The organism is Deefgea tanakiae (assembly GCF_019665765.1).
Taxonomy (GTDB): domain Bacteria; phylum Pseudomonadota; class Gammaproteobacteria; order Burkholderiales; family Chitinibacteraceae; genus Deefgea; species Deefgea tanakiae.
Genome location: NZ_CP081150.1, coordinates 1,272,111 through 1,289,779 on the forward strand (window position 1 = coordinate 1,272,111; position 17,669 = coordinate 1,289,779).

General features: G+C 48.6%; 14 protein-coding genes and 2 tRNA genes. 12 read left to right on the forward strand and 4 right to left on the reverse strand.

Going from position 1 to position 17,669, the window contains the following annotated elements; genetic code table 11:
* Positions 1–13 precede the first annotated feature (13 nt).
* From K4H28_RS06000 to K4H28_RS06035, 8 genes are all read left to right on the forward strand, one after another.
* A complete protein-coding gene (locus K4H28_RS06000) occupies positions 14–2,404 on the forward strand; it encodes a WecB/TagA/CpsF family glycosyltransferase (RefSeq protein WP_221007469.1) in 2,391 nt (796 codons plus the stop codon).
* A gap of 93 nt (positions 2,405–2,497) precedes the next feature.
* Complete coding sequence (locus tag K4H28_RS06005; protein WP_221007470.1) at positions 2,498–3,538, forward strand: glycosyltransferase family 4 protein; 1,041 nt, start codon at positions 2,498–2,500, stop codon at positions 3,536–3,538.
* On the forward strand, positions 3,538–4,542 hold the full coding sequence (locus tag K4H28_RS06010; RefSeq protein ID WP_221007471.1) for a glycosyltransferase family 2 protein: 1,005 nt from the start codon (positions 3,538–3,540) through the stop codon (positions 4,540–4,542). The genes K4H28_RS06005 and K4H28_RS06010 overlap by 1 nt, the downstream gene beginning before the upstream one ends.
* A complete protein-coding gene (locus tag K4H28_RS16850) occupies positions 4,542–5,132 on the forward strand; it encodes an acyltransferase (protein WP_308443476.1) in 591 nt (196 codons plus the stop codon). The genes K4H28_RS06010 and K4H28_RS16850 overlap by 1 nt, the downstream gene beginning before the upstream one ends.
* On the forward strand, positions 5,129–6,436 hold the full coding sequence (locus tag K4H28_RS06020; RefSeq protein ID WP_221007472.1) for a glycosyltransferase: 1,308 nt from the start codon (positions 5,129–5,131) through the stop codon (positions 6,434–6,436). Before K4H28_RS16850 ends, K4H28_RS06020 begins: the two co-directional genes overlap by 4 nt.
* A 6-nt stretch (positions 6,437–6,442) precedes the next feature.
* The gene (locus K4H28_RS06025) at positions 6,443–8,575 is read left to right on the forward strand and encodes a hypothetical protein (RefSeq protein ID WP_221007473.1); all 2,133 of its coding nucleotides are present in this window, start codon (positions 6,443–6,445) and stop codon (positions 8,573–8,575) included.
* An 11-nt stretch (positions 8,576–8,586) separates the two neighbouring features.
* Complete coding sequence (locus K4H28_RS06030; RefSeq protein ID WP_221007474.1) at positions 8,587–9,960, forward strand: O-antigen ligase family protein; 1,374 nt, start codon at positions 8,587–8,589, stop codon at positions 9,958–9,960.
* A 331-nt stretch (positions 9,961–10,291) separates the two neighbouring features.
* Positions 10,292–11,911, forward strand: coding sequence for a response regulator (locus K4H28_RS06035; protein WP_221007475.1), 1,620 nt, complete (start codon positions 10,292–10,294; stop codon positions 11,909–11,911).
* Positions 11,912–12,306: 395 nt separating this feature from the next.
* Here the strand turns inward: K4H28_RS06035 and K4H28_RS06040 are convergent.
* Both K4H28_RS06040 and K4H28_RS06045 read right to left on the reverse strand, forming a co-directional pair.
* Positions 12,307–12,393, reverse strand: a tRNA-Leu gene (locus tag K4H28_RS06040).
* Between the two features lie 30 nt (positions 12,394–12,423).
* Positions 12,424–12,510: transfer RNA gene (locus tag K4H28_RS06045), tRNA-Leu, on the reverse strand.
* A 159-nt stretch (positions 12,511–12,669) separates the two neighbouring features.
* On the opposite strand from K4H28_RS06045, the gene rnr reads away from it, so the two are divergent.
* Positions 12,670–15,072, forward strand: coding sequence for a ribonuclease R (gene rnr, locus K4H28_RS06050; protein ID WP_221007969.1), 2,403 nt, complete (start codon positions 12,670–12,672; stop codon positions 15,070–15,072).
* A 40-nt stretch (positions 15,073–15,112) separates the two neighbouring features.
* On the opposite strand, the gene K4H28_RS06055 is transcribed toward rnr, so the two are convergent.
* Positions 15,113–15,463, reverse strand: coding sequence for a hypothetical protein (locus K4H28_RS06055; RefSeq protein WP_221007476.1), 351 nt, complete (start codon positions 15,461–15,463; stop codon positions 15,113–15,115).
* 117 nt (positions 15,464–15,580) lie between these two features.
* Here K4H28_RS06055 and K4H28_RS06060 point away from each other — a divergent pair, with 117 nt between their 5' ends.
* The 3 genes from K4H28_RS06060 to K4H28_RS06070 all read left to right on the forward strand — a co-directional run bounded on the left by K4H28_RS06060 (position 15,581) and on the right by K4H28_RS06070 (position 17,184).
* Positions 15,581–15,940, forward strand: coding sequence for a hypothetical protein (locus tag K4H28_RS06060; RefSeq protein ID WP_221007477.1), 360 nt, complete (start codon positions 15,581–15,583; stop codon positions 15,938–15,940).
* Between the two features lie 111 nt (positions 15,941–16,051).
* Positions 16,052–16,759: an SIMPL domain-containing protein gene (locus K4H28_RS06065; RefSeq protein WP_221007478.1), complete on the forward strand. Its 708-nt coding sequence runs from the start codon at positions 16,052–16,054 to the stop codon at positions 16,757–16,759.
* Positions 16,759–17,184, forward strand: a complete 426-nt coding sequence (locus K4H28_RS06070; protein ID WP_308443477.1) for a protein YgfX — start codon at positions 16,759–16,761, stop codon at positions 17,182–17,184. The genes K4H28_RS06065 and K4H28_RS06070 overlap by 1 nt, the downstream gene beginning before the upstream one ends.
* Here the strand turns inward: K4H28_RS06070 and K4H28_RS06075 are convergent.
* Positions 17,181–17,669, reverse strand: a complete 489-nt coding sequence (locus K4H28_RS06075) for a GNAT family N-acetyltransferase (RefSeq protein WP_221007480.1) — start codon at positions 17,667–17,669, stop codon at positions 17,181–17,183. The two genes, K4H28_RS06070 and K4H28_RS06075, sit on opposite strands and share 4 nt — an antisense overlap.

Below are 17,669 nucleotides of genomic sequence, written 5' to 3' on the forward strand. Positions count from 1 at the left end.
GTGGAGGTGTGTGATGAATTCAATCTCTCAATTCAGTTATCAAATGGCCGCCGTCCACTTTGGTCGCGTGATGGCACTATTGTGTTGGTGTTGCTTAGCACCTTTGGGGCTCGTGTTTGGAGCTTGCCAAATGGGCGCGCAAAACATGAGAAAAGTGGTAGGTAATTCACTACGCTGGATTGGACCTGCACAGGGTCAGGCGATGGGCTTGTGTTCGACTTGGCGTCTACATGTACGGATGGCGCTGCCTTTGGGTGATGAGGTCGACTGTGATCAGGCCGACGCTATGCAAAGAGGCTGGCGCTACGATGCGGCTTTGCTAGTGCGCTATGGGGCTAGTCTATTGATCGGTCGCGCGGCACGCCAAAGTGACGCTCGCTGGCCCTTGTTAAACTTATGGCTCGACAATCTGCGTCAAACCGAAGTGATTGAGCAATTACAGCAATGGCAGGGCGATGGTCAATTTCATCGCATCGCATTTGTGAATCCACATTGCGCCAATTTAGCCAGCCAAAACCCACGCTATCGCGGCATGCTCAATGCTGCGGATTTGTTATTACCAGATGGCAGTGGTGTGCTGTTGGCCAGTCGGATGTTGGGGACGCCTTTAAAAGAAAATACCAATGGGACGGATCTGTTTCCGGTGTTGTGCCGATATTGGCAACAACAGAAGGCTAGGGTGTATTTATTAGGCGCTCATCGTGGCGTTGCAGGCCGAATGGCAGAACAATTACTTTGGGAATACCCTGGGTTGCATATTGCTGGAAGCCAACATGGTTACTTTGCAGAAGAAGATACCCCCAATATTATTCAAAAAATACGCGATACCCATCCTGATGTTTTATTAGTGGCAATGGGCGTACCTAAGCAAGATATGTGGATTGCTGAACATTTAGCGCAATTACAAACGCCGGTGGCGATGGGCGTGGGCGGCTTATTTGATTTTTATTCAGGACGGATTTCACGTGCGCCAGTTTGGTTGCGCGAAATTGGTATGGAGTGGAGCTGGCGTTTAATCCAAGAACCACGCCGGATGTGGCAGCGTTATTTGGTGGGGAATTTTACTTTTCTTGCTCGTGTAGTTCGGCAGCGTTGTCGGTTTGCGTATAGTGCTCATCCTGTCTTATCGGTGCCATCAGTCGCGGCCGAACACCCTGATCAGGTGCACGGGGTGTTACTCGCGGAAATGAATGTATGGCCGCAGCAGAGTGAAATGTCGACTTTATTTTTGCCATTGCTAGGGCAAACTTTGTTAGAGCGTACCGTCATACGGATGGTTGAGCAGGGGGTCCAACAATTGCATGTGATGGTTGATCTAGCTCATGCTGGTATTGAGGCTTTACTCGGGCAAGGTAGTCGATGGGGGATTCAGATTCACTATCACCTTTTGGGTGCGAATCAGCCTTTGAATAAACGTTTAAGTCACTTGCCGCTAGCAGGCTCAGTATGGGTGGTGGCGCCTGGTTGTTTGCCTGATGAGCCATTGGCATCCGACATCAGTGCGCAATGGCAACTAGCCGATGGGACTTGGTCGGGTTGGGCGCTGTGTTTGGCCGATATTTTTCGCAATCCGCCATCGTCATCTCTTGCTCTGCCAAATAATGCCTTGGTGTTTGAAGGTCTTGGCTTGCGCAGCCCTGCAGAGTTTCTTGCTGCACAAGCGAAGCTTTTGAAGCACGAGCCAAACTATGTGCCTGGCTATGCAGAAGAAGGACGTGATATTTGGCTCGCTCCAAATGTATTGATTGAGGAGGGCGCCATTTTGCAAGGACCTTTATTGATTGGCCCAGACTGCATCATCCGGAAAGGGGTCGAGCTGGGGCCAAATTGTGTCTTGGCCAGCGGCTGCGTCTTGGATAAAGAGGTTTCAGCTGAGAACACGCTCTTTTTGCCGGATAGTTTGATTGGGCAAGGTCTGTTGCTGAAGAATTGCATCGTTGGGCGTGGTCAAATCTACTGGGTTGAATCCAAGCTCAATTTGCAATTGGCTGCTGATGACTGCTTAGTCCAATCCTTAGCCGCGCCTATCGTTAAGGCCGATTTCATCGAGCGACTACAGGCGGCGCTGCTCTGGCTGTGGCTAGGACTACAACGTCGTCAATTGGATCCCAAACGGCAGCATATTTTGTCGCAACGTTTGAAAGAAGTCTGCTTGGGAACTCGGCATCTGATTGGCTTACCCGAGTTTGATCCAAATACCAACCAGGAGTGGTTGCGTACGGTGCAAAATTTACGTTTAGGTGCTTTGCGTTTATCAGAGCTACAAATCCCAATGTTTCCTTCACCACAGATTAGTCGCGACGAACAAGCTTATTTGCTGGATTTGTATGGCGCAGCAGTACCGCAACGTTTCCACTGGTCGCATTTGTCGCATTTACGCATGAGTCTAATAAGGACAAGCTAGTGACATTATCGTGATTTGAATTTGCAATTTGGCCATCATTGGGTCGATTGCGCTGCTGATAATAGAGTTAATTCTTCTTGTCGGAGTCAGATCATGCGCCATCTTCTTTATATTCTACATAGTGGCCAACTCTACGGTACTGAACGTATGGCCATGGCGACTTTGAAACAGTTAGCTAACAGCGGTATACCCGTCTTGTTCGCGCCTGATGGACCTGTGCATCAAGAAGCAAAACGGCAGGGCATGCAAAGTCATGTTTTTCACAATAAGTGGTCATTGGTACGCGTGTTATGGCCTTACCTAAGTGAAAAAGGGAATGTCTTGTTTACGACCGCTGTGACCCAATCGCTTATTGCTTTGCTACTGAGTAAATTGCGTGGCATCGACTTACCACAGTTGCACATTGTTCATGGCGGCACCGATGAGCGTCTTAGTTATGCGCGCAAACATTGGCTGCAACATCTTGGCTTGCCTTTGGTTGCGGTTTCCGAATTTGTTCGAGAGCGATTGCTTGCCCATCATTGTTCGGCGCAAGGCGTTAATGTAATCGAGAATTTTCTAATCGGTAATCTACCTCAGCGCACTCCCTTTCAGCACCCAGGGATTCGTCATGTGGCATTGGTCAGCCGGATTGATCCGATCAAGGAAGTCGGCGTTGCGATTGAAGCTTGGCGCTTGCCGGGCAGTTTGGATATGCCGCATTTGTTGGTGATGGGGACTGGATGGCAGAGTCAGGAGCTGGTTGGCTTAAGCGCAATGAATGAACGTATTCGTTGGTTTGGCTTTGTGAAGTATCCGGCTGAAATCATGACAGAATGTGATCTTTACGTGCATACCTGCCCGTGTGAGCCGTTTGGGCTTGCTATTTTAGAGGCTATGGCAATTGGCTTGCCGGTCTTGGTGCCTGATCAAGGGGGGGCTGCATCCTTGGTTGAGGATGGGGTAACTGGATTTCATTTTCGCGCCAGTGATCCACACGATTTACAAAGGCAGATTCGTCGAATTAACGCACTACCTTGCGCTACGCTCAATGCAATCGTCGCTGCGGCACGGCAACAACTTACTGAGCGATTTTCAGCAGAGGCTCGGATTGGTGACTATGCTCGCTTGCTGAATTTATCGGAGTCGGTTTGATGTCTAGCCTATTGAGGTCAAATTCCAGTCTTATTTCAGTCGTTGTGATTGGTCGTAATGAGGGCGAGCGTTTAGTTCGTTGCTTTGAATCAATCGCGGCGTGTGCCTGGCCAAATCTAGAGCTGATCTATGTCGACTCAGGGTCAACAGACCAAAGCATGGTTGCGGCACAGGGCGCCGGAGCCTTGGTGTTGCAATCTTTTGAGCGGGGCGCTGCCGCCGCTCGAAATGTGGGTTGGCAAGCGAGTAAGGCTAACTGGGTGTTGTTCTTAGATGGCGATACCGTGCTAGAGCCCGATTATTTAGGCAAAGCCTTTGCCGCGATGCAATCAGATCCGGATGTGGTGTGCGTTTGGGGGCATCGCCGTGAGTTAAACCCCTTGCAATCGATTTATGTGCGTGTGCTAGATTTGGATTGGTGCTATCGGCCAGGGCAAACATCGTTTTGTGGTGGCGATGCGCTCTTTTATCGTCCAGCTTTAGTTGCGGTAGGGGGCTTTGACGCAGGGATGCTGGCCGGAGAAGAGCCAGAGTTGTGTCATCGTTTGCGACAAAATGGAGGTACGATTTTGCACATTGATCAGGCAATGACAAGGCATGATTTAGCGATCACCCATTTTGCGCAGTATTGGCAGCGCGCAGTGCGTGCGGGTTACGCCTATCTAGCGGTGAGCCAGCAGAGTCAGTCTTTTTGGCAAGTAGAGGTACGGCATAACCTGAGGCAGACATTGATTATTGTGGTGTTAATCACCTTGAGTTTGTTATTGGCCACATTGCAAAGCACGCTGTTTTTTTTGCCGCCTATGGTGTTGCTTGGTTTGATGATGCGCAGCGCATGGCGCGCCCGCTGGCGCTCTCGTAATGTGCTTTCCCTATTTTTGTATGGCGTACACAGTTGGTTTGAGCAACTGCCTGTGAGCTGGGGGATTTTGCGTTGTTGGTGTGATTTACGCCAACAAAAAACGGCCCCCTTGATTGAGTACAAAACTAGCCAAGGAGATTGATGATGAAACTACTTTTACTTCATTGTTGCCGCCCTTGGCTGGGGATGCTTTTACAAGCTGCACAGCGTCTCTATCAAGGCTGGTGCTGGTTGGCCTTGGCGGTGCGAATCCCTTTACCAGCGAGCTGCATTGTCTTGGGCGCAGTTGAGTTGCATGGAACGCAGCGAGTTTCAATCGGGGAGCGTGGTTTCTTTTATCCAGGGTTGTATTTTGAAACGCAAAACGATGCGCAAATCATAATTGGAGATTCAGTAGTGATTTCTCGTGGCGTGCATATTGTTGCGCATCAGGCTGTACGAATTGGGGTAGGAAGTATGATTGGCGAGTATTGCAGTGTGCGCGATGCCAACCATTGCCGCGTCCAAGGTGAGCCGATTCGTGAGTCAGGGTTTAGTGCTGCGCCGATTGAAATTGGGAGTGAGGTGTGGATAGGGCGTGGCGCAGTGATTTTGGCGGGAGTGCGCATTGGTGATGGTGCTACAGTGGCCGCCAATGCTGTCGTGACCCAAGATGTGGCGGCAGGCTCGACCGTGGGCGGTGTGCCCGCTCGACCGCTGATTTCTCATCGCAAACAGGAGATGAAATCATGAATCGTCAGTTATTGATGGTGGCTTACCAATGCGGCTCTGATATGGGCTCGGTATCGCAAATTGGCTGGGAATGGTATCAGGGTATGTCGTTGCGTCGCCCTGTGACTTTGATTACGCATTCGCGAAATCAATCCGCCTTGGCTGCGATGGGCGTGTCAGGGCCAGATGTTCATCTTATCGATACGGAATGGTTGGCTGGGCCTTTGTATCGGCTAGCTTGTCGGCTCTTTCCTGGGCGGGAACATGCGATTTTTTTATTAAGTTCGCTCGATTATTTTTTATTTGATCGTTTAGCTTTACGTTTGGCGCGGCGGCTTCGGCGTCAAGGTCAAGATTGGGGGGCGGTCCATGTCCCAACGCCAGTGAGTTCTGCTGCGGGGAGCTGTTTAGATCAATTGGGATTGCCATTGTTGCGTGGCCCGTTAAATTGCGGTCTAGGTAATCCGAAGGGATTCGATAGTATTTTACAACAAGAGTCGCAATGGCTAAATCACGGGCGTCGCCTCGGGCAGTGGTGGTCAGCATGGCTTGAGCGGCATAGTCCATTACGAATTACGCTGACGGCAACCCAAGCGACACGCAAGGCGTTACCTTTGGCGCAGCAAACACAAAGCCGCATGTTGCTTGAAAATGGCATTGACCCGAGTCGATTTGTGCCAACGCCTTATCCCGCGCCAGCCAATGCAAATAATCCATTAAAAATTTTATTTGTAGGGCGGATGTTGGCAGTGAAGGGGGTTGGGTTTTTATTGCAAGCAGTGGCAAGATTAATTCAGCAAGATGGCATTCCTGTTGAATTAACGTTGGCGGGAGACGGCGGTAAGCTCGCCGATTTCAAAGCGCAGGCTGCTGATTTGCATGTTGAGGCCCACTGCCAATTTTTAGGGAATGTCGCTTTGGCTGAAGTGCCTACATTAATGCAGGCGTGTCATGTTTTTTGTCTGCCTTCCGTTCGTGAGTCAGGGGGGGCTGTGTTACTCGAGGCGATGGCCTCGGCGCGACCCGTAATTGCATTTAATTTTGGAGGCCCCGCGGAGCTAGTAACCCCTGATGTCGGGACTTTGCTCGACGCAGATGCGCCGAGCGCCTTGATTGAGCAGCTGTATATTGCATTGCGAGATTGCTATCAGTCGCCCCAGTGTTGGCTTGAAATGGGGTTGCGAGGTGCCGAGCGTTTACATCAGCCACATGCATTGGGTTTTACATGGTCAGATAAGTTTGATGCTGCAGAGCAAATGTATGCTGAGTTGTCTGAATCTCTTCAGTCGCCACTCGAACTCAACCCAAGTACGCATCACGCCTAGGTGAATATGATGTGGCGCTTTTGGCTGAGTCTAATTTTTGTCGCAAATATGAGCTTGGCTGCTACTTTGAGTTTAAAGCCATATCAACCCTTATCAAATGAATCGCTGCCTCGATTTGGTCTGAATTTAGGTGGTCCATCGTATTGGGGGGCTGAGCAATTGCGAGCCAATATTGTGAGAAACCCTGGTTTTGAGCCCTTATTAGATCGCTCTTTGGTGATTGTCGATCGTATGGATGGGCGTCAAATTACCGACCGAGATGCATGGGTTGCACGTCCAGATGGATTTTGGATTGGTGGGCAATTCCAAGTATTAACAGGGGCTCAAGCAGGAAAGTCAGGTCGTATTCGTGATTATCGGCGTAATGCAGCGGGGCCTGGCTTATTTTGGCTCGATGACGATTTAAACCGTGTGCAAATTGGCGATGCGATTAGTGTTGAGAAAACGGGAAAATTGGCGGGTGTACCCCAATGGTGGCCAGAAGGTCGCGCAAGTTTAGTCGCCGCCGCATCACCATCGGGGGGACAGTACGCTTTGCGATTGCAGTCGAGTAGCGCGCAAACGGCTCGCGTTTCTAGCTATTTTGATACGCTGGGTGGTTCGGCGGGTCGTTTGTTACCGGTGATTGGCGAGTGGCAGTTGAGTTTTCGCGTGAGAATGCCACGTACTGGTGCGAAGTTAGTCGTACGCTTTGCACGGGATGGTGCTGAACCATTTGTTTCGAAATCATTTACGCCAACACCAGACTGGCAAACTATTCATTTAACTTGGCAGGGTAGTGAGGCGCTAATTGCCAAAGCGGCGCCACTGTCTTTGTCGCTAAGCAGCGAAGGTGATGGTGAAATTTGGCTGGATGATGTTTATTTGGGTGAAGCTCCTACGCAGGTCGGCGGTTTTCGCCGAGCAGTGGTAGAGAGCTTAAAGGCGCTTAAGCCCGGATATCTTCGCGATTGGCAAGGCCAGTTAGGGGACCGGGTACTAAATCGCTTTGCCAGCGAGCTTGTGCGGCAGCCCATTCGTTATCGCGTTGGGGATAGTGAGAGTTTTTTTGCCTACAGTATTCCCGAGTTGTTTGCTTTATGTGCTCAAGTACAAGCTTCGCCTTGGGTGATTGGTTCACCTACATGGTCGGCTGCTGAGTGGCAGGAGTTTGGGCGGATGTTAAGAGTTGCAGCGGATCAACAGAAATTAACGGAGGTGGTACTGGAATTTGGCAACGAAAATTGGAATGCCATATTTCGCCCGGCAGGCTTAACTAATGTAAACCAGCATCGTGAAGCTGCAGATCGTGCTTTTGCTGCCGCCAAACGTGGGTTTGGCGCAGGGCGAAGTTTGATTACGGTGGTGAATGCACCTTTTTTATGGCCGGATAGTCCGGGCCCAATTCTAGCTTCGACCCAAGCTGACCGAGTCGCCGTTGCGCCCTATTTCTTTTACGAGGTACAAGCGAAAGATTCGTTGCAAGTTAATCGCCGTAAAGCATTGCAAAGTCAGAGCGATGTACTCAATAAACAACAGCAGCGGACCGTGGCTTCAGGAAAAAAATTAGCTATCTATGAGGTCAACTTTCATTCAACACTGGGTAATGCTTCTGCAAAAGAGCGCAACCAAGTATTGACCACATCGATATCCGGTGTGGCTTTGGCAAGACATTTGTTGGATGCAACCCTGGTAGGGGTCAGAGAGCAGGCCGTGTACAGTTTGGCGGGATTTAGCTTTAAATTAAATGATGGCCTAGGCGATGTGGCTTTGTTTGGTATTAGCCGAGATTTGTCGGTGGCTCAACGTTTTCGCCCGACTGGCATGGCGCTTGCCATGCTTAATGATGTGGCTGGTGGCCAGCCTTGGCGGTATCAATGTCAGGGAGATGCAGAGGTGTGTAGCCAATTTGTCGTTTTGGGGTTTTCTGATACTCCCCAGTCACCTACACGTGTTGCTATTGTTAATGCTACAACACAGTCGCACTCGGTGCAGTTTCCTTGTCGTGTTGTAATGCAGTGGCGTATGTTGGATGGCCGCCAGTCGGGTGATAACGAGGGTGAACAAGAAAAGGTCACTGAATTAAAAGGACAAAGCGCTTGCCGTCAAGGGTTGGCTAGCGTTCAAGTTCCAGCAGAAAGTCTGTTGGTCGCAAAATAGGAAGGCATTAGATGCAATATGTGGTTTATCTCGCCTTACTCGTGACCACTATATTAGTGTGGCAACACAGCGCAAAACACGCACTTATTCGCGCTTATTTACCGATTTTACTGCTGTTACCCGATTCATATAGGGCAATGACCCCTGGCCTGCCAGATCCTAGTTTTAATCAAGCTGCTATATTGCCGATTTTTGTGGCGATCATGGTGTCCAAGTTTAAATATTGGCGTCCATCCATCACCGATGGTTTGGTTTTTGGGTTTGCTTTTTTTGTGGCGTACTCGGAGTACAGCAATGCAGGCTACGCTGAGGCGCAAAATTTAATGTTTGCCATGCTCACTTCAGTTTTGGCGCCGTATTTTGCTGCTCGTCTGTGTTTGGAGACCCCAATTGATGATGTTGCGACGGCTCGCGTTTTTGTAGTCTGCTGCGTTATTGTTTCTGCTGTGAGTATCTATCAATTTCGGTTTGGATTGAATCCATGGAGTGTAGTTCTCCAGCCCTTTTTTCCTGGACAAGGCACTGGCTGGGTAACAACGTTTCGCTATGGCGTCGCTCGAATTGCAGGCCCGTTTTCTCATGCCATCTTGGCTGGAATTATGCTGGCGATGGCTTGGCGACTGGCGCGGTGGCTCGAGTGGGGAAAATGTTGGGAGACGCTAGTGCTGCGTATTCCTCTTCCAGGAAAAACATCAAATTGGGTTAATGGCTTGTTGTTGCTCGGGATTATCATGACCATAGCCCGCGGTCCCTGGCTTGGTGGCGTGGCAGGCGGAGTCATGATGTGGGTGTCGCGTGGAAAAGAACGTGGAAAACGCCTCAAGCTAGTGCTGTGTGTTTTTGTCGTGGGGGGGCTGATTGGCCAGGCGATTTTAGATTCTTATCTTGATATCAAGCCCGGTACTGTGATGACCATGTCGCAAGAATCGGCGTTGTATCGAAAAGAATTAATGCAAAAATATGAAGCGATTGCTTTAGATCACGCAGCCATCGGCTGGGGGCGCAATACCTGGCCCAAAGTGGGGGGGATGGAGTCGATTGACAACTATTATTTACTCCTCGCTTTAATGCACGGCATTATTGCTTTGGCTTTTTTAGTATTGCTGATGGCTTGGATGGTGGTTCGGTTAGTCATTAAAGGTTTGCGCGAGCCAGCGTCCCCCAACTCTTTAGCATTTACTTTTGCTAGCATTATTGTCATGGTATTTATTTCGCTGGGCACGGTCTACTTAGGTGAGCAGCCAATGCCCGCGCTTTTTTTTATCATCGGATGGGCTGAGGCCTTGCTAACAAGAGCCCTCACCAAAGTGCCTGCTTCACCAGTTACTCTAGCCGATAAAACTAACTTGGCAATAAATGGTGGTTTTAGGCATGTGATGCGTTGAGCAATAGTGACTGGGCAAATAGGCTGTAGTGTTAAGTCTCACTTAGCTGTATCTACTTCGCGGGTGCTGGTGTGCCAAGTTGTTTGGATCGATGTACGCACTTATACAGATAGGTATTTGATGGTCACACAATATTGGGTCTGCGCGTAATGGAAATCGCTTTTCTACCTAGCTTGGTAGTGGTTTGTTTTATTTCTTGGGTGCGGGTTTGCTCATTTTAGTATTAATAGCATTGCTACAACAGTGAAGTTCCCCCATTCTTACGATTTGCACTTGAGCTTGGCTAGAAATAGTCGATATTTAATGACGACATTAAACAACAAGGCCATTCATGGCAGAAGAATTATCACAAGCACACGTACTGATCGCTGATGACGCCCCAACCGTCAGGCAATCTTTACGGATGACCTTAGCGCAATGCGGGATCAACCGTGTTGATGCAGCTAGCAGCATTGGCGAAACTCGTCGTCGTTTACGCAATGCGCAGTACGACGTGGTTTTGTGCGACTATCATTTTGGCGAAGGCATGAACGGGCAAGAGCTTCTAGAGGAGCTTCGGCAAAGTGGAGAGTTGCCGCTTTACACCATCTGGATCATGATTACCGCCGAAGCTGCATACGAAAAAGTCGTAGCAGTCGCTGAAATTGGCCCTGATGATTATCTAATTAAACCTTTTACCAGTGCACTTTTAACTCAACGACTCACGCTAGCCTGGAGGCGAAAGCGTTTTCTAAAGCCTATCTACGACAAAATCAATGAGGACGATATCCAGGGTGCAATTGCAGAAGCCCGAGCTTTAATTCCAAAGGCCGAAGGCTTTCGCGGCGATTTGATGCGTTTACTCAGTAGTCTCTTGCTTGAAGCGGGGCAGCTAGAACAAGCAAGAATGTTATTTGAAGAAATACTCTCCCAACGTATGATCCCCTGGGCCAAGCTAGGAATGGCTAAGGCGCTGATACGTCTAGGTAAAAAAAACCAAGCCGAAAGCACGCTACAAGCGGCAATTGTAGAACACGCCCAGTATGTGGATGCCTACGAAGAACTCGCCTCGATGTATATGGCTGACGGTAGGCTTGATCAGGCGATGGCAGTGTTTGAAAAGTGCCTCGCAATGACTCCCAATAATGTGAGCCGCTTACAAAAAGCAGGCAATCTGGCCAATATGCTTGGCGACTCAGCCAAAGCAAAATCCTTGTTGGAGCAAGCCGTTAAATGCGGTGGCAACTCCTCTGCGCTTAGTGCCGATACGGTGCTGCAACTTGCGCTTGCTGCCCGAAGAGAGAACAACTCATCAGACTCTGAAAAGTATCTTCGCTTAGTTAAGGACATTGCCCGTAAAGACGGCACCATAAAAAATAAAGTAATTGATTTAATTGCATCAGCCATTTACGAAGGAAAGCCTCAATTACTCAACGAAATTGAGGTCTATTTTAGTCATGCCGAAATGACCCAAGAAATGGCGACTAGTTTTATTATGGCCGCAGATTTAGTCTGCCCAGCCACTGTAGAGGGTGAAGAGCCCAGCGGCGAAGCAGCACCCTATAAATGGCTGAAGCATATCGCGCAGCGCTTTATTACTACGCGCCATGTTTCAGGTTTGTTGGAGAGTGCGGCGACTATGCGCCCAACTTGGAGGGACTATATTCAGCAGGTTGGGCAAGAGATTAGCGATTTAAACAACACTGGTGTTCAGTGCATGCTTAAGTCCGAGTTCATAGAGGCAATTGATATACTGCTACCCAATGCACAAAGTACTTGCAATAACCGTTTGATGCTCTCCGCTAGTCACGCAATTGTGAAATACATTAAGGCGTCGGACTCAATCGAAAGCAAGGAACGAAACGCGTTAATTACTATTGCTAGTGGTTTTATCGACCGACTCAATGGCATGATTGATGCAGGTACTCATCACAGTCTTAGTCAAGACTTGCAACAGCTGTTTAAGTCCTGAACCACTGACGGTAGTGCGCCGTCTAGTCTCGCTAAATAGCGCATCAAACCAAAAGCAAGGCCACCAATTAACAAAGTTGACACGCGGTGTTTAAATTTGGGCTGTCTGATTATTTGCACAATTTCTCGTTAAGAACGGTGGCCGAGCCTGTATCTCATTGCGGTCTAACGCTGTTTTTTGTGATCCGGTAGTTCTGTTTTCTCTTGCCATTCAATATGTGCTTGTTGCGTGCGTGGTGATTTTGCATGCCTTAATTCGCAAGGCGCAGTGGGGTAATTCCTTGTGGTGCAATAAAGCCTCTATGGTGGAGGTAAGTAAAAGAATTAAATATTTTTGGCAACAAAAAACCCCAGCAACTTAACGTTGTATGGGGTTTATGTCTGACTGAGTCAATTTGGTGCCCAAGAGAAGACTCGAACTTCCACACCCTTGCGGGCGCTAGGACCTGAACCTAGTGCGTCTACCAATTCCGCCACCTGGGCAATTCTGCTACAGTCTAAAAGTTAAAGAGTTGGTGCCCAAGAGAAGACTCGAACTTCCACACCCTTGCGGGCGCTAGGACCTGAACCTAGTGCGTCTACCAATTCCGCCACCTGGGCTCTTTAACTGCGCTACAATGATACAGCGCCTTTAATGCGAGGGCGCAATAATATTCAAACCTCGATAGGGTGTCAATAAAAAATATGAAAAAAACGGTTGCTTTGGATCAATTTCAAAACGAGAAATCTCCAGCGAAGAAACCTGCTCGCGCTAAAAAAATGAAAGGCTTGCGTACGCAAGATCCACATTTGGCACGTGAACAACAACGATATGAAAACCCGCTGCCATCACGCGAATTTATTTTGCAAGTGATCGAGCAAAGCGGTGCGCCGATGACGGCGCATGATTTGGCCCAACAATTGGGTATTTTAGAGGTAGAAGATGTCGCATTTGAGCGTCGTCTGCAAGCAATGGGGCGTGAAGGCCAGTTACTGATTAATCGAATTGGCGCGCTGTGCTTGCCAGAAAAAGTGGATTTAATTTCCGGAAAAATACAGGGGCACCCAGATGGATTTGGTTTTGTCATTCCTGATGATGGTAGTGCAGATTTGTTTCTGGGGCCAAAAGAGATGGACAAGGTCTTGCACGGTGATCGTGTGCTTGCCCGAAAAATTGGCCTTGACCGTCGCGGCCGCCCTGAAGGCGCGATTGCCGAAGTGCTTCAGCATGTGAATATCCGCTTAGTCGGTCGTTTGCACGCTCAGCGTGGTGTGTTTTTTGTAACTGCAGAAGACAAACGAATTAGTCGTGACATTCAAGTTGCTGCTGGTGATTGCGGCTCAGCTAAGCCAGGCCAAGTCGTGATGATTGAAATGTTGACTCAGCCAGCACGTTACACACCGCCTGTGGCACGGGTGACTGAAGTACTGGGTAATTACGATGACCCAGGTATGGAAATTGAAATTGCACTGCGCAAACATAATTTGCCGCACGAGTTTTCGGCTGAAGCACAAAAGCTGGCCGAAAAAATGCCAAAAAAAGTCAGAAAATTAGACTGGAAACCGGAAAACGGCGTCGAGCGGGTTGATTTGCGCGACATGCCTTTGGTGACGATTGATGGCGAAACAGCAAAAGACTTTGATGATGCTGTTTATGCTGAAAAAAGCGGTAAAGGTTGGCGTTTGGTGGTGGCGATTGCTGATGTGAGTCATTACGTACGCCCCGATGATGCGCTGGACTTGACGGCGATTGAGCGTGGTAATTCGATTTATTTCCCGCGCCGCGTTATCCCGATGTTGCCAGAGCAGATTTCGAATGGCTTGTGCTCACTGAATCCGGATGTCGAACGTCTATGCATGGTCTGCGATATGAAGGTGAGCGCCAAAGGCGCAATCAAGGGTTATAAATTTTATCCTGCGGTAATGCTATCCAAGGCGCGTTTTACCTATACCAAGGTATGGGATATTTTGCAAAATCCGAGTGGTGAATTGGCGCAAGAATATGCCCCTCAAGTGAAGGATTTGCAGACCTTATATGCCTTATTTCAAACTTTTGCTGCTGCACGCGCTGAGCGTGGTGCCATTGACTTTGAAACGACTGAAACTGAAATGCGTTTTGACGATAAAGGCAAAATTAGCGAAATAGTTCCGGTTGTGCGTAATGATGCGCACAAATTGATCGAAGAATGCATGTTGGCGGCCAATGTTTGCGCCGCTGATATTTTGCTAAAAAAAGAGCACCAAGCTTTGTATCGCGTGCATGAAGGTCCAACGCCAGAGAAGTTGAAAAATCTACGTGAATATCTGAAAACGGTAGGTTTGAGCTTGGGTGGTGAAGAAGATCCAACTGCAAGTGACTACGCCAAATTACTCAACTCGTTCAAAGACCGTTTGGATGCGCCGTTGTTGCAAACCATGTTGCTACGCAGCTTGTCGCAAGCGGTGTATAGCCCGGATAATGCTGGTCATTTTGGTTTGAGCTACGAGGCTTACGCGCATTTTACGTCGCCAATTCGTCGTTATCCTGATTTGCTGGTGCATCGCTCGATTAAAGCGATTTTGGCGGGTAAAAAATACAAGCCAGCCACTAAGTGGGAGGCCTTGGGCGTGCAATGCTCAATGACGGAGCGCCGTGCCGATGAGGCAAGTCGTGACGTGCAAAACTGGCTCAAATGCTACTTTATGCAAGATAAAGTGGGTGAGGAGTTTGAAGGTTCTGTTTCTGCAGTAACTGGCTTTGGAATGTTTGTATTGCTCGACAAGGTCTTTGTTGAGGGTTTGGTGCATGTTTCAGAGTTGGGAACGGATTACTTCCATTATGACGAGAAACGCCGCGAGCTGAAGGGTGAGCATAGCGGCAAAGTGTATCGCTTGACTGACCGCGTCAAAGTCAAAGTCGCTCGCGTTGATTTAGAAACGAGCAAAATTGATTTTGTATTGGTGCTTGATCCAAAAGATGCACAGTTGGTAGGCAAGCCGATGTCAGCAAGAGGAGCAGCAAATCGAAGTCAACGCCAGGGTGCAAAACCCGCGGGTCGTGGCGCTGTAAGTGGCGGAGCCAGAACGCCAAGTGGTTCGCGCGCAAAAACAGGCGTCAAAACGGGGGCTGAAGGTGCTCGCGCGACGACTGTTGAACCAAGCAAGCCTACGGGTAAGCCGTCAGGTCGACGTCGTCGCCGCTAAAAGTGGAATCAATATCGCGCTATAAGATGCGCGATATTGATTATGCGGTTATTTTTTTTAAAAGCTGTAATTGCGTGTAATTGGGTGTTTGCAATTGAATTTGATGGCGAAATAAACTGATGTGACCAATTAGTGCGTTGTCAATAATTTTCCCATGTAAATCAAGGGTGTTTTTATTGCTGATTGCGCCGTCGTATTCAAATACTTCAAGCATAAAGCGTGCTTCACTACCGGGCTTTAGTGCTGTGGCTGATAACATAATGAGCGTTTCAGAATTGGCTTCAATGATTTTGCCTTCGATCGCTTCAATGTGGTGCTTTGGTATAATTGCCGCACGCCAACGAACGAATTTGCGCTTAGAATTGTCGTGATTGAATGAATCTTGCGACATGATTTTTATTAATGCCGATGGTATATCGACTTCTGTAATTTGAATGCTTTATTTTAAAGGTAATTTAAATATGATGTTGGTAAATAGTTTGGCTTGAGTTTTATTTTTGGAGTTTTTATGTTTATTGTTGATCGCTCTGCGGCAATTATTCGGCCAAAAGCTGATTTTTTAAATTGGCTTAATCAGTTGCCGGGTAATGACGTTATTCTCACCTTGGATGAAATCCGTGCTGATTGTACGGTGCTGATGGTGCCTGAGGCAGCCGAGCCTGAAGATGCGATTGCATACATCGATGAAATTTCTGAAAAGATTTTTTCGATGGAGTTGGCTTCTTGGGTGGCCGATGATGCCTTGTGGCCGCAAAAGCGCAATTTGAAAATGTTCTGGGATTGGTTTGATGTTGAAATACATCTTGGCGTGATGGACGCAGTATCGGATGAAATTCACAACACGCCGACCGATCACGGCTACCATTAATTTTATCCTTTAGGCTAGGGTAAATAGTTTGCTGGTTGGCGTGCTGGCTTCATCGTACATTTGCGCCTTTAATGATGTTGTCAAGTGACAAACAGGAATGGGGTTTCAGAAATGCGTCATTTTTTAGTTTTAGCAACCTTGTTGACCAGTGCGGCGTGGGCTGCAGACGTTGCGCCGCCTCGCAACGTGGTTAATTTTGAGGCGCAAGCGACTCGCGAAGTAGCGAACGACTTGGCTTTGGCGACTTTGTTTGTTGAGTTGAGTGATAACGATCCTGCACGCTTAGCTGAAAAAATCAATGTGGCTTTGGCCGGTGCTTTGAAGCAACTTAAGCAATACCCAACGGTGCAGTCGGGTGGAACGAGTTTCTCAACTTTCCCTTTGTATACACCTAAAAGTAATAAGCAAGAGGGCTGGCGCAGCCGGGGTGAGTTGCGCGTTTCATCAAAAGACTTTGCTGCAATCTCTAAGCTGATTGGTGAGCTGCAGAAACCGTCTGTGTCTAGCGCGGCTATGCAATTGGCTGAGGTGAGATATGCTGTTTCAGATGAGTTACGCAGCAAAGCTGAAGAAGGTTTGATCGAAGAAGGGATCGCGCAGTTTAAGCGTCGGGCGGCTGTGATTCAAAAGAGCATGTCGGCCAGTGACTGGAAAATGATGAGTATGAATGTGAATACATCATCTTTTCGTCCAGAAATGCGCTCCATGATGATGAAAAATGCTGTCATGATGGATTCGGGTTCAGCGCCGGCGCCGATTGAGGGCGGTGAAAGTCGCCTGCAGGTGAATGTGAATGGCAGTATTCAGTTGGCTGATTGATGTTGCCGCCGTCATTAACAATTAACCCCGCGTCTTTATGGCGTCGGGGTTTTTTGTTGTTTGTTTTTTTATTGGCAGTATTTGCATGTATTGTCATGCAAGCATTGATTGGATTTGCTTTGCTGCCAATACTGGCGATTTCGTTTGTTATGTATTGGCGAAGCGGTGAGCGAGTCTGTGTTTTGCGGATGCAAGATTCGGGCGAAGTTGAGGTGCATGACCATCAAGGGCGTGTCGAGTTGATGGTCTTGCTGCCCAGTAGTGTTGTCACGGATGTGTTGATTGTGTTGCATTTGAAGAGCCAGCAAAAAAAGCTCGCCGTCGTATTGTGGCCTGATAGTGCTTCATCTGAGGTGTTGCGGCAGTGGCGAGTTTGCTTGCGTTGGGCTTGGCAAAATAGCAAGCGAGGTGATGATGTTGGCTAAAGTACCCGATGCATGCACACGGCGTCATCGCCATAACCTTCAACTCGTGGGAATGCCTTTGCAGCAAAGTGATGTTTTTGCCAAAAGCTTTCCGCGCCTTGGACGGCGACCAGCATAACACGGTCAAGCTGAGCTTGTTTAGCCCAGCTGATTGCGTGTTCAATCAGTTGTTCTGCGAGTTGTTTGCCCCTGCCTGCGGGTAAGATCGCCAAGTCATGAATATAAAAACGATCGGGCTGGGCAGGTAATTGGGTGAGTTTTTTGCCGAGTTGCGGTGGTGTGTCGTGTCGCCATGGGTGGCAAAATAAATAACCCATTACTTCGCCTTGAGTTTCAATCAGCCATGAGGTGTTGGGTGCTAGCGCTTGTTTGCAAAGCAAGGTTTCCGCGGATTCGATAAAATCTGCGGGGTAGCATGCCGCTTGAATGTCGAGGATGGCTTGAATATCGCTGGTCGTTTGGTGGCGGATTGTGCTTGATTTCAT